The 13,175-nt window shown below is 71.2% G+C and carries 8 protein-coding genes; 4 read left to right on the top strand and 4 right to left on the bottom strand.

What is annotated here, in order from left to right:
- Positions 1–163: 163 nt before the first annotated feature.
- The 3 genes from E2F48_RS01090 to ftsY form a co-directional block, all read right to left on the bottom strand.
- Entirely contained in the window at positions 164–502 is a 339-nt protein-coding gene (locus E2F48_RS01090) for a P-II family nitrogen regulator (RefSeq protein WP_120165335.1), read from the bottom strand.
- Complete coding sequence (locus E2F48_RS01085) at positions 499–1,806, bottom strand: ammonium transporter (RefSeq protein WP_133402183.1); 1,308 nt, start codon at positions 1,804–1,806, stop codon at positions 499–501. Before E2F48_RS01085 ends, E2F48_RS01090 begins: the two co-directional genes overlap by 4 nt.
- Before the next feature lie 220 nt (positions 1,807–2,026).
- Entirely contained in the window at positions 2,027–3,223 is a 1,197-nt protein-coding gene (gene ftsY, locus E2F48_RS01080) for a signal recognition particle-docking protein FtsY (RefSeq protein ID WP_133402182.1), read from the bottom strand.
- A 66-nt stretch (positions 3,224–3,289) separates the two neighbouring features.
- Here ftsY and E2F48_RS01075 point away from each other — a divergent pair, with 66 nt between their 5' ends.
- Complete coding sequence (locus E2F48_RS01075) at positions 3,290–4,576, top strand: MFS transporter (RefSeq protein ID WP_133402181.1); 1,287 nt, start codon at positions 3,290–3,292, stop codon at positions 4,574–4,576.
- A 4-nt stretch (positions 4,577–4,580) separates the two neighbouring features.
- Here E2F48_RS01075 and smc read toward each other — a convergent pair whose 3' ends face one another.
- Positions 4,581–8,219, bottom strand: a complete 3,639-nt coding sequence (smc, locus tag E2F48_RS01070) for a chromosome segregation protein SMC (protein WP_133402180.1) — start codon at positions 8,217–8,219, stop codon at positions 4,581–4,583.
- Positions 8,220–8,443: 224 nt separating this feature from the next.
- Here smc and E2F48_RS01065 point away from each other — a divergent pair, with 224 nt between their 5' ends.
- From E2F48_RS01065 to E2F48_RS01055, 3 genes are read left to right on the top strand one after another with little or no spacing between them, the layout of a single operon-like run.
- The gene (locus tag E2F48_RS01065) at positions 8,444–9,469 is read left to right on the top strand and encodes a 3-oxoacyl-ACP synthase III (RefSeq protein WP_133402179.1); all 1,026 of its coding nucleotides are present in this window, start codon (positions 8,444–8,446) and stop codon (positions 9,467–9,469) included.
- Positions 9,463–12,114 (top strand): alpha/beta fold hydrolase, encoded by a 2,652-nt coding sequence (locus E2F48_RS01060; RefSeq protein ID WP_133402178.1) that lies wholly within the window; start codon positions 9,463–9,465, stop codon positions 12,112–12,114. Before E2F48_RS01065 ends, E2F48_RS01060 begins: the two co-directional genes overlap by 7 nt.
- The gene (locus E2F48_RS01055; RefSeq protein WP_133402177.1) at positions 12,111–13,109 is read left to right on the top strand and encodes an NAD-dependent epimerase/dehydratase family protein; all 999 of its coding nucleotides are present in this window, start codon (positions 12,111–12,113) and stop codon (positions 13,107–13,109) included. The genes E2F48_RS01060 and E2F48_RS01055 overlap by 4 nt, the downstream gene beginning before the upstream one ends.
- The last annotated feature ends 66 nt before the right edge of the window (positions 13,110–13,175 follow it).

Raw genomic sequence — 13,175 nt, 5'->3', positions numbered from 1 at the left:
CCGGAGGGACTCCCCCGGTCGACCGACCGCCCGCCCGCCCAAGCGGGCCGGCGGGCAGCGCCACAGAAGCAATGTCGCCGCAGAAAAAGGAGGCACCCCCGGCCGGGGGTGCCTCCTTTTTGGTGCCGTGTGACTTATCGCGTGCCGGGTGCCGGCGTGCGGGTCAGAGCGCGGCCTCGCCGCGTTCCCCGGTGCGGACGCGGACGGCGTCCTCGACGGGGATGACCCAGACCTTGCCGTCGCCGGCGCTTCCGGTATTGGCGGTCGAGACCAGGACGTCGACAATGTCGCGCACCCACTCGTCGGAGACGAGCACCTCGACCCTGGCCTTGGGCAGCAGGTCCACGGTGTACTCCGCACCCCGGTAGACCTCGGTGTGCCCGCGCTGCCTGCCGTAGCCGCTGGCCTGGCTGACGGTCAGGCCCTGCACGCCGTAGGTCTCAAGGGCGCCGCGCACATTGTCGAGCTTGTCCGGTCGGACAATCGCTGTCACCAGTTTCATGAGTTCACGCTCTCCGTCTGCTCGATGGTCTTCTTGTCACGGAACTGGTCGGCGAAGGGGTGGAAGGACCCGCCGACGCCGAGGCCACCGAACTCGTAGGCCGTCTCCGCGTGCTCGGACAGGTCGACGCCGGCCACCTCGTTGTCGGAGGTGATGCGGAATCCGATGGTCCGGTGGATGGCCAGGCCGATCAGTGCCGTCATGACGGCCGACAGCGTGATGGCCACGAGGACCGAGACGAGCTGCGCGACGAGCTGGGCCGCGCCGCCGCCGTAGAACAGGCCGCCGCCGCTGCCGTCCACGGGAAGGGCGATGAAGCCGAGGGCGAGGGTGCCGGTGACGCCGGCCACCAGATGCACCGCGACCACGTCGAGGGAATCGTCGAAGCCGAGGCGGTACTTGATGCCCACGGCGAGCGCGCACAGGAACCCGGCGACGAGGCCAAGGCCCACCGCACCGATGGGGCTCACGTTGGCACAGGCGGGGGTGATGGCGACAAGGCCGGCCACGATGCCCGAGGCCGCGCCGAGGGAGGTGGGCCGTCCGTCGCGGAAACGTTCGGTGACGAGCCAGCCGACCATCGCGGCGGCGGGTGCGGCCATGGTGTTGATCCAGATGAGTCCGGCCTCCTCGGCCGTCGACGCCGCGCCACCGTTGAAGCCGAACCAGCCGAACCACAGAAGGGCGGCGCCGAGCATTACCAGGGGGATGTTGTGCGGGCGCTGCGCCGGGTCCTTGCCGAAGCCCTGGCGCTTGCCGAGGATCACCGCGAGCACCAGCGCCGCGACGCCTGCGCTGATATGCACCACGGTGCCGCCGGCGAAGTCGATCGCTTCGCCTACGGCGCCGCCGATGAGGCCGTCGGCGCTCAGGAGCCCGCCGCCCCACACCATGAAGGCCAGCGGGCAGTAGACAAGGGTGACCCAGATGGGGACGAACAGCGACCACGCGCCGAACTTCGCCCGGTCGGCGATTGCGCCGCTGATCAGGGCGACGGTGATGATCGCGAACGTCACCCCGTAGCCGGCGCCGATCAGGTCCTCGGTGCCGATCAGATCCTGGAGCCCGAAGGAGGCGAAGGGATTGCCGAAGAGCTGGGCCACTCCGTCCCCGCCGGTCATGGAGTAGCCCCACAACACCCAGACGATTCCCACGAGGCCCACCGCGATGAAGCTCATCATCATCATGTTCAGGGCGGCCTTCGCGCGGGTCATGCCGCCGTAGAAGAAGGCTAGACCCGGCGTCATAAGCAGTACCAGGGCGGCCGAAACCATGACCCAGACGTGACCTGCTGTCAGATCCATTTTCACGTCCTCTCAGAGGTGGCGGGCACTTCCCGCTCCTCAAGAGTGACGTGCCGGTGTTTCCGGGCATGAGGTCTTAGGTTTCGCGCAGGTTACTGGTTCCGCGCCCACGTAAAAGGGCGGTGACGGCCGTGTTTCGACGGTGTTACCCGCCGCACCACGGACCGTCCCGCCCCTGTGCCCGACTGCGCTCCCCGAACCGGGGTGCGCCGCGCTGGCCTTAGTTGAGGAGTGCGTCCACGAAGCTCTCGGCCTCGAAGGGCGCAAGGTCGTCGGCGCCCTCGCCGAGGCCCACCAGCTTCACGGGCACGCCGAGGCTGCGCTGGATGGCGACGACGATGCCGCCCTTGGCGGTGCCGTCGAGCTTGGTGAGGACGATACCGGTGACATTGACGACCTCGGAGAAGACCTTCGCCTGGCTGAGCCCGTTCTGGCCGGTGGTGGCGTCAAGGACGAGGAGCACCTCATCGACGGTGCCCTGCTTCTCGATGACCCGCTTGACCTTCCCGAGTTCGTCCATCAGGCCGACCTTGTTCTGCAGGCGCCCGGCGGTGTCGATCATCACGACGTCGACCTCCTGGTCGATTCCGGCCTTGACCGCCTCGAAGGCGACCGACGCGGGGTCGGCGCCGTCGATGTCCGACTTCACGGTGGGCACCCCGACGCGCTGACCCCAGGTGGCAAGCTGCTCGGCGGCGGCGGCGCGGAACGTGTCGGCCGCACCGAGGAGCACGTCCTTGTCCTCGGCGACGAGGACCCGGGCGAGCTTGCCCACGGTGGTGGTCTTGCCCACACCGTTCACGCCCACGACGAGGACGATGGCCGGGCGGTCGAGGTGGCGTTCGGTCGCCAGCGACCGGTCCATGGTGGGATCGACGAGCTTGATGAGTTCCTCGCGGAGCATCGCCTTGACCTCTTCGGGGCTCCGGCTGCCGGAGACCTTGACGCGGGCGCGCAGTGCGTCGACCAGCTCGGTGGTGGGCTCGGTCCCTAGGTCGGCCAGCAGGAGGGTTTCCTCCACCTCATCCCAGACGTCCTCATCGATCTTGTCCCGGGACAGCAGCGCCAGCAGGCCCTTGCCCAGGGCGGTGTTGGAGCGCACCAGCCGGGCGCGCAGCCGGGCGAGCCTGCCCTGCACCGGCTCCGGCCGCTCGGTGGTCGGGAGCTCGGTGACGGCCTCGTCGAGTCCGCTGAGATCGTCGGGGACGACGACGCCCGGTGTGGTCGCCACCTCGCCGTCAACAAGGTCAACGGAGGTCGCCCCGTGAACGTCGAGACCGCCCCTGTCATCGGCATCCCGAATCGTCGGGTAGGCCCCGGGAGGCGTGCGGCGCCCCTTGAGCAGCAGGACGGCGGCGGAGCCGACGACCGCGATGGCGATCACGAAAAAGATTACGATCTGGAGAGTCTCATTCACTGTTCCAGCTTCTCACACGAGGCGATTGAGCATCCGGCGGCCTGCAGTGGAAGACTTCTTCTTACTATGGTTCGAAATCCCCAGCGCTCCGCCCTTCGCAGGCTGCTTCCCTTCCCTCCGGCCGGCCGGCCCATCCGCAAGGAGCAGGAGCGGATTCCGCGAGAGATCAAGGTGCTGATCGCCTCGGCGTTCGTCATCGCCATCGGCTTCGGGCTCGTCGCCCCGGTGCTCCCCCAGTTCGCGCAGAGCTTCGACGTGGGAGTCACGGCCTCCTCGGTGATTGTCAGCGCCTTCGCCTTCACCCGGCTCATCTTCGCCCCGGCCGGTGGGCGGCTGATCGAGCGCCTGGGCGAGCGGCCGGTCTACGTTGTGGGCCTGCTGATCGTGGCGCTGTCGACGGCGGCGTGCGCCTTCGCTGAGAACTACTGGCAGCTGCTGATCTTTCGAGGGCTCGGCGGCATCGGTTCGACCATGTTCACCGTGTCCGCGCTGGGCCTGATCGTCCGGCTGGCGCCGGCCGGGATCCGCGGCCGGATCTCGAGCGCCTATGCGTCGGCATTCCTGCTCGGCAGCATCGGCGGCCCCATCCTCGGCGGGCTGCTGGCCGGCTTCGGGCTGCGGGTCCCCTTCCTTGTCTACGCCGGGGCGTTGCTGATCGCTTCAGCCGTCGTGTTCTTCCAGCTCAAGGACACCCGGCTCGGGGACCGGCGGACCGGAGCCGCCCAGTCGGTGCTCACGGTGCGGGAAGCCCTCAAGGACTCGGCCTACCGCGCGTCCCTGCTGTCGAGCTTCGCCAACGGCTGGTCCTCCTTCGGCGTGCGGCTGGCCCTGGTTCCGCTGTTCGCGACGGTCGTGCTGGACGCCGGCCCGGGGATTGCCGGCATCTCGCTGGCGTTCTTCGCCGGAGGGACGGCCCTGGCCCTGACCGTGTCCGGCCGCCTCGCCGACACCTGGGGGCGCCGCCCGATGCTCCTCATCGGGTTGGCCGTCAACGGCCTCGCCATGGCCGCCCTCGGGTTCGCCGGAAATGTTCCGGTCTTCCTCGCCATCTGCGTCGTCGGCGGCGTGGGGGCCGGCATCCTCAACCCAGCCCAGCAGGCCGTGGTGGCCGATGTCGTCGGCAGCGAGCGCAGCGGCGGCAAGGTCCTTGCGGTCTTCCAGATGGCCAGCGACACCGGCGCCATCTTCGGCCCCATCCTCGCCGGGATCATCATCGACCAGCTCCCCTCCGGATCCTTCGCGCTGGCGTTCGTGGTCACCGGAGTGCTGACGGCGGCGGCCTTCGTGCTGTGGCTGGGCTCCCGGGAGACCCTCCCCGCCCGCGGTCAGGCCGCACCGCCGGGCGCGGCCTGACGGCTCAGGCGTCCACCAGCCGCTGGCTGATCACCGCCGAGACACCGTCTCCGCGCATCGACACCCCGTAGAGGGCATCGGCGACCTCCATGGTGCGCTTCTGGTGGGTGATGATGATGAGCTGGCTCGACTCCCGGAGCTCCTCGAAGATGGAGAGCAGCCGGCCCAGGTTCGTGTCGTCAAGGGCGGCCTCCACTTCGTCCATCACGTAGAACGGGGAGGGCCGGGCCTTGAAGATCGCCACCAGCAGGGCGACGGCGGTCAGCGAGCGCTCACCGCCGGAGAGCAGCGAGAGCCGCTTGATGCGTTTGCCGGCGGGCCGGGCCTCCACCTCGATGCCGGTGGCAAGCATGTCCTCGGGATCGGTCAGCACCAGCCTTCCCTCCCCGCCGGGGAAGAGCCGTCCGAAGACATGCTCAAACTGGACCGCGGTGTCGCGGTAGGCGGCGGTGAAGACCTGCTCCACCCGCTCGTCGACCTCGCGGATGATGTCGAGAAGGTCCTTGCGGGTGGCCTTGAGGTCCCCCAGCTGTGTACTGAGGAAGGTATGGCGTTCCTCGAGGGCGGCGAACTCCTCGAGCGCGAGCGGGTTGACCTTCCCGAGCGCGGCCAGGTCACGCTCGGCACGCCGGAGCCGCTTCTCCTGCTCGGCCCGCACGAAGGGTACGCCCTCGGGGATAACGCGGCCGTCGTCGTCCACCGGAAGCCGCAGTTCGGCCCACTTGTCCTCCGACGCCGAGGCCGAGGGGACGGGCAGGTGCGGCCCGTATTCGGCCGTCAGGTGCTCGGGGGTGAGCCCGAGCTCTTCGACCGAACGGTTCTCCAGCGCCTCGATGCGCAGGCGCTGGCCGGCCCGGACCAGTTCGTCGCGGTGCAGCGCGTCGGTCAGGCGGGCCAGTTCGGCCACCAGCGCCTCATGAGCCGCCCGGGCCTGGCCCAGCTCGGCTTCGGCGTCCGCCGCGCGCCGCTCGGCGGCCGCCCGGAGCCGCTCCGCCGCCGCGATCGAATCGGCGATGAATTCGAGCACCGTGCCCGCCGCGGCGGCGACGGCCCGGGCCCGGGCTGCCTGAGCCTGCCGGATGCGGGCCCGCTCGGCCGCCTGCAGGCGCGCCTGCCGTTCGCTGGCGGCGGCCCGTTCGAGGGAGGCGGCCCGATTAGCGAGCGCGTGGAGCTGCTCCTCGGCGCTGCGCAGGGTGAGCCGGGCGTCCATCTCGGCCTGGCGCGCGGCCGCGGCGGCGGCCGAGAGCCGGTCCCGCACCTCGGTCGAGGGGTCCGGGTCGTCCGGAAGCTCCTGGACCGCGGCGAGCCGCTCTTCGGCGTCTTTGAGCTTGGTCCGCTCGAGCTCGAGCGTCCCCTCGGCGGTGCGGGCGAGCGTCCGGAGTCGGTCGGCCTCCCCACCGGCGGAGCGCACCGCGGAGCCGAGCTGCCCGAGTTTCTCCTCGACGGCCGAGAGGCGCGCGTCGGACTCGTGGAGTTTCTCCAGCGCCGCCGCGGCGCGTTCCGAGGCAAGCTTCTTCTGCGCAGCCGCGTCGGCGAGCCGGCGCGTGATCTCCGCCGCCTGGGCCGAGGCCTCCTCCAGCCGGCGGGTCGTCTGCTCGACGGCCGCCTGGATCTCCAGCAGGCTAGGGGCCCCCGGCGAACCGCCCCGGGCCGTGGAGGCCGACACGGTGTCGCCGTCCCGGGTGACGGCCGTCAGGCCCGGCTGGCCCTGCACGGCCGCGTGCGCCGCATCGAGGTCCTCGACGACGACAACCCCGTCCAGCACCGCCGCGAGCGAGTGCCGCAGGGCCTCACCGGTGGAGAGAAGATCCAGGACGTACCGTGCACCGGCCGGCGGGGCGGCGGCCGCTCCGCTTACCGAGCCGGCCTCCAGGGCGGTGCCCGTCGTGTCGGAACCTGCGGGCGGGGCAGCATTCCCGCCGGAACCTGCAGGGCCGGCGACGACGACGGCCACCTGCCCGGCGTCGTCCTCCTTCATCCGGCGCAGCGCCGCTACTGCGGTGCCCGCATCGGCGACCGCGACGGCGTCGGTGAGGCCCGCCAGGGCCGCGGCGACGGCCGTCTCGTACCCCGGCTCGACCCGGATCAGTCCGGCGAGCGGCTCAAGGACCCCGGGAATCCCCGAGGCCAGCAGCGCCTGCGAGCCGTCCCGCTGCCGCAGGCCCTCCAGCTGCGCTCCCCGGCGTGCGGCCAGGGCGTCCCGCTCGCGTTCGGCGGCGCGGCCGCTGTCGTCGAGGGCCGTGGTGATCCCGGCGAGCCTTTCTAGCTCGGCCTGGGCCTCTTCGTAGGCTGCATCGAGGCCCTGCTCGCTGTCCACGGCGCCGGCCACCTGCTCCTCGAGGGCGGCGAACTCACGTTCGGCCGCTTCCTGCCGCGCCAGCGCCTCGGCTATCGAGCCGCCGAGGCGGCCCAGTTCGGCCTCAACCGATTCGACCCGCGACCGGGCCGCTCCCACCTGGCCGGCGAGGCGGGCCACTCCTTCACGGCGGTCGGCTGCGGCGCGCAGCAGCGCCGTCAGGCGCTTCTCCTCGGCCGCGGCGGCCTGCTCCGCTTCGGCCCGGCCGACAATGGCCGACTCAAGGGTCTGGGCGTTCTCCCGGATCTGGTCCTTGAGCGTCTCCTCCTCGGTCCGGAGCCGGCGGGCCTGCCGGTCGAGCTCGTCGGGGTCCCTGCCCCGGTCGGGGGCGGCGGCGGGCATGCCGAGCAGCTTGGAGCGCTCGGCGGCGAGGGCCTGCAGCGACCGGTACCGCTCGGCGACGGCAGTGAGCCGGTACCAGTCGTCCCGCGCACGGGTCAGCGCCGGTGCGGCCTCGGCAGCGAGCCGCTCGAGCCCGCCCTGGCGTTCCCGCTGCGCTTCGAGGAGTGCCTCGACCTCCGCGTGCCGATGGCGTGCCGCCGTTTCGTCCGCCGCCTCCCGTGCGAGCGCCCCCTGCAGCTCGACCAGTTCGTCGGCGAGCAGCCGCGCCCGCGCGTCGCGGACCTCGAACTGCACCTGCTGGGCCCGGCGGGCCACCTCGGCCTGCTTCCCCAGGGGCGTCAGCTGGCGGCGCAGCTCCGCCGTCAGGTCGGTCAGGCGCGCGAGGTTCGCTTCCATCGACTCGAGCTTCCGCACCGTCTTCTCGCGGCGGCGGCGGTGCTTGAGGATTCCGGCTGCCTCCTCAATGAATCCCCGGCGTTCCTCGGGGGTTGCGTGGAGCACCTTATCGAGCTGGCCCTGGCCGACAATAACGTGCATTTCCCGGCCCAGACCCGAGTCGGACAAAAGCTCCTGAATGTCAAGTAACCGGCAATTCCTGCCATTGATCGCGTATTCCGATCCGCCCGAGCGGAAAAGCGTACGCGAAATGGTCACCTCGGAATACTCGATGGGCAGTGCCCCGTCGGCGTTGTCGATGGTGAGGGTCACCTGGGCCCGGCCCAGCGGCGGCCGCCCGGCCGTCCCGGCGAAGATGACATCCTCCATCTTGCCGCCGCGCAGGGTTTTGGCGCCCTGTTCGCCCATCACCCACGCCAGCGCGTCCACGACGTTCGACTTGCCGGATCCGTTGGGCCCGACGACCGCAGTGACGCCCGGCTCGAAGTCGAACGTCGTCGCGGATGCGAACGACTTGAAGCCTCGCACGGTTAGACTCTTCAAATGCACAGTGGTCAGGTTCTCCAAAGGGGGCGGGTCTTCCCAATCTACTGCGTGTAGCACGGTTCACCGCGCATCCGCAGCGACCGTGTGCGGACAAAAAAGAAACCACTTGGAGGAATACCAAGTAGGCTTTCCAAAGGTTCGGAAGCATCCCAAGCGCCCCGGCACGACCTCCAAGGTGGTATTTTCCCCTTGGAACGGGGCGCTCATCAGTTGACGAGGCAGGAAATTTGACCGGTAACGCGACGTTTCGACATGAAAATACGGCACTGCTCGCCGTCACGAGCGTGGAGGCGCCGGTAGTCGTCAGTTCCGCGGAATTCGACGAGCGCCTCGCGCCGAGCCTGAAGCGCCTTCGGCTCTCCAAAAGACTGCTTGAGCGGGTAGCCGGCGTCACCGAACGCCGCTGGTGGTCCCCCGGCACCGCCTTCGACGACGCCGCCATCGAAGCGGGGGCGAAGGCCATGGCCGAGGCGGGTATTGAACCCGGCCAGGTGGGGCTGCTCATCAACACCTCGGTCACCCGGCGGAACCTTGAGCCCTCGGTCGCAGTGAAGATCCACCACTCCCTCGGGCTTCCCTCCTCGGCGATGAACTTCGACCTCGCCAACGCCTGCCTCGGCTTCGTCAACGGCATGACCCTGGCCGCCAACATGATCGATTCGGGCCAGATCAAGTACGCCCTGATCGTGGCCGGCGAAGACGCCCAGGGCACCCAGGAGGCGACGTTCAACCGGCTGAACCGGCCCACCTCCACGCGGGAGGACTTCCTCAGCGAGTTCGCCACCCTGACCCTCGGCTCGGGCGCGGCCGCGGCCGTGATCGGCCCGGCCGACCTGCACCCGGGCTCCCACCGCATCCTGGGCGGGGTTTCCCGGGCCGGGACCCAGCACCACGAACTGTGCGTCGGCGGGGTGGACGGCATGTACACCGACACGAAGGGGCTGCTCGACGGCGGGCTCGAACTGGTGGTGGACGCCTGGCACGAAGCGCAGACCGACGGGTGGAAGTGGGACTCGATGGACCGCTACGTCACCCACCAGGTCTCCAACTCCTATACGAACGCCATCATCAAGGCCGTGAACCTGGTGCGTGAGCGGGTGCCCATCACCTTCCCCCGCTGGGGCAACGTGGGGCCCGCGTCCCTGCCCATGACCCTGGCGCAGGAAAGCCAGTCCCTCAACGCCGGGGACCGGGTGTTGTGCCTCGGTGTGGGCTCAGGGCTCAATACCTCGATGATGGAGATTGCGTGGTAGCTCTCCCCGGCGTTGACCCTTCGTGGTCAGCGTATCTCGACGTGCCCTCGTCGGCCTCGGCCGACAACCCCGGGACCGTCCGCACCTGGCACTACCTCGACAACGCCGCCGCCCTCCGGGAGTCCGGCACCGAAGTCCGCGGAACCCTGCTGTGCGTCCACGGCAATCCCACCTGGTCCTACCTGTGGCGCACGCTGCTGCCCGCCGGAACGAAGGCCGGCTGGCGCGTGGTCGCCGTCGACCAGCTCAATATGGGCTTCTCCCAGCGGACCGGGGTCTTACGGCGCCTCGCCGACCGCGTCGCCGACCTCGAGGATTTCGCCGCCGCCGCCGACCTGCGCGGCCCCCTGGTCACCGTCGGGCACGACTGGGGCGGCGTTGTCAGCCTCGGCTTCGCCCACCGCAACCGGTCCCGCCTGGCCGGGGTGGTCCTGACCAACACCGCGGTGCACCAGAGCCCGACCCGGCCCCTTCCCGCTCCCCTGCGCCTGGCCCTGCTCCCGCCGGTGCGCCGGACCGGAACGCAGACGACCACGGCCTTCCTGGACATCACGCACGCCCTGGCCCGGCCGAAGCTCACCCCTGAGGTCCGGGACGCCTTCCGCGCGCCCTACCGCACCGTCGCATCCCGCAAAGGCATCGCGGACTTCGTCGCCGACATTCCCCGCGATCGGTCCCACCCGAGCTTCCCGGCCCTGACGGAGATCGCCGAGGGGATCCGCACCCTCGACGTCCCCTCGCTGCTCCTGTGGGGACCGCACGACCCGGTCTTCACCGAGACCTACCTCGAAGACCTTACGTGCAGGCTGCCCCACGCCGACGTCCACCGCTTCGAGGACGCCGGGCACCTGGTCCAGGAGGACGCCGACGTCGCCGGGACTCTTTTCTCCTGGCTCCAGGCCCGGGATGTGGCCGCGGACAGCACCGGACGGACGGGCGCCGCTCCCGCTGTGGGCACCGGTCCCGCCGATGACCGTGCCTTCTCTGCCCTCGAAACGCGCCTCACCGAAGCCGCGGCCGCCGACGGTTCCTCGCTGGCCGTCGCGGAGATGGACGCGGGCCGTGTGCGCCGCTCGCTGAGCTGGGCCGGGCTGGAGGCCGACATCGCCGCCGTCGCCGCAGGGCTCGCCCGCTCCGGCCTGGGCGCCGGAAGCAGGATCAGCCTGATGGTGCCGCCGGGGGTTGACCTCACCGTCCTGATCTACGCCTGCCTGCGGATCGGCGCCGTGATCGTGGTCGCCGATGCGGGACTCGGGGCCCGCGGGCTTTCCCGCGCCGTACGCGGCAGCGCACCGGACGCCGTGATCGGCATCGAGCGCGCCCTCGCCGCGGCCCGGATCTTCGGCTGGCCCGGACGCCGCATCAGCGTCGAGGAGCTCGACCCGGCCCGGCGCCGGCTGCTGGCCGTCGACACCTCGCTGGCCGAGCTGCGCACCCCCGCCGGCGCCCCGGCCGATGTCCGCCCGCCGCAGCCCGACGCCGACGCTGCCATCCTCTTCACCTCCGGCTCCACCGGGCCCGCCAAGGGCGTCGTGTACACGCACCGGCAGCTCTCCGCCATGCGGGACGCTGTCGCGGAGACCTTCGGCATCCGCCCCGGAGGTGCCTTGGTCGCAGGGTTCGCGCCGTTCGCCCTTCTCGGGCCGGCCCTAGGGGTGGCATCGGTGACCCCCGATATGGACGTGACAGCGCCGCGGACCCTCACCGCGGCGGCGCTTGCCGACGCAGTGGCCGCCGTCGACGCCACCGCGGTCTTCGCCTCACCCGCCGCCCTGCGCAACGTACTGGCGACCGAAACGGACCTTTCCGCCGACGGCCGGGCCGCCCTGCAGCGGGTGGGCCTGCTTCTCTCCGCGGGGGCGCCGATCCCGGCTCCCCTGCTCGAGCGCGTCCAGGCCCTCCTGCCTGACGCCGCACTTCACACCCCCTACGGCATGACCGAGGCGCTGCCGGTCACCGACGTCGATCTGCCCTCGATCCGCGCGGCGGCCGGGGATGCCGCCGCCGGGCTTCCCGGTGCCGGGAACGGTGTCTGTGTGGGTACCGCCGTGCACGGGGCCAGGGTCGCCGTCAGCCCGCTGGGCCCGGACGGCGCGGCCGACGGAGAGCCGACGACCGAAGCCGGTGTGAGCGGAGAAATCCTCGTCGACGCCCCCCACGTCAAGGACCGATACCACCGGTTGTGGCGCACGGAGGCCGATTCGGCCCGTACTGCGCCCTGGCACCGTACCGGCGACGTCGGCCACTTCGACGCAGCCGGGCGCCTGTGGGTCGAGGGCCGCCTCGGCCACATCATCACGGCCCCCGGCGGCGTCCTCACCCCCGTCGGCGTCGAACACGCGATCGAGGAGGTCGACGGGGTGCGCCTCGCCGCCGTCGTCGGCGTCGGGCCGGCAGGGACCCAGGCCGTTGTCGGAGTGCTGGAGACCGACCCGCCGCTCCGGCGGAAGCGCCCGGGCCTGGCCGAGGCCGGTCTCGCGGCAGGCGTCCGGGCCGCGGCCTCCGCCGCGGGAGCAGAGCTCGCGGCGGTCCTCACCGTGCCGGCCCTGCCCGTGGACATCCGGCACAATTCGAAGCTCGACCGGGCCCGGATCGCCGCCTGGGCGGAGCAGACCCTGTCCGGCGGCCGCGTCCGCACGCCATGACCGTCCTGGTCACCGGGGCCAGCGGCCTCCTTGGCGGTGCGGTGGCCGCCCTGCTCCTGTCACAGGGAACACCGGTGCGCACCTTCCAGCGCCGGCCCTCGGGCGTGCCCGGGGCCCAGGATGAACTGGGTTCCCTCACCGACCCTGCGGCCCTCGGCCGGGCCACAGCCGGCGTCGACGCGGTCATCCACCTTGCCGCCAAGGTGTCCTTCACTGGGAACCCGGCCGACTTCGAGGCGGTCAATGTCGAAGGGACCCGGGCGCTCCTGGTGGCTGCGCGGGACGCAGGGGTGTCCGATGTGGTCTTTGTCTCCTCGCCCTCGGTGGCAGCGGACGGCACGTCGTGTGCCGGGGCAGGGGCCGCTCCGGCGGCTCCCGAGCGCGCGCGGGGCGACTACGCGCGGACGAAGGGCCTTGCGGAACTGCTTGCGCTGGGCAGCTCGGAGCCGGGCTTCCGGGTCGCCGCCGTCCGCCCCCACATCGTCTGGGGGCCCGGAGACACCCAGCTCGTCCAGCGTGTGCTGGAGCGGGCCCGAGCGGGCCGCCTTCCCGTCCTCGACCAGGGCACCGCACTGGTGGACACAACCTTCGTGGACAACGCCGCGGCGGCCATCGTGGCGGCGCTGCACCGGATCGAGCACGTGCAGGGCAGGGCGCTGGTCGTGACCAACGGCGAGCCGCGGCCGATCGGTGAGATGATCGCCGGAATCTGCGCCGCCGGCGGCGTGCGCCCGCCGGGGTGGAGCGTGCCCGGGGCCGTGGCCCGCACGGCGGGCTCAATGGTCGAGCGGGCGTGGCGCCGCTCCGGATCCACGCAGGAGCCCCCGATGACCCGTTTCCTCGCCGAGCAGCTCTCAACGGCTCACTGGTACGACCAGCGGCAGACCCGCGAACTGCTTGCGTGGGTCCCCGAGGTGTCGATCGACGAGGGCCTCGCGCGTCTGGCCGCCCACTTCCGGGCACCGGGACCCCGCATCGAAATCCGTACGTCCTGACTGTATCCACGGGCCGCCGGGCGGTTTACGCCATGCGCGGCCGAAGTCCGGACACGTCGGTGGAAA

It is taken from the genome of Arthrobacter crusticola, from assembly GCF_004357995.1.
Taxonomy (GTDB): domain Bacteria; phylum Actinomycetota; class Actinomycetes; order Actinomycetales; family Micrococcaceae; genus Arthrobacter_D; species Arthrobacter_D crusticola.
This window is presented reverse-complemented; position numbering and strand designations above follow the sequence as displayed.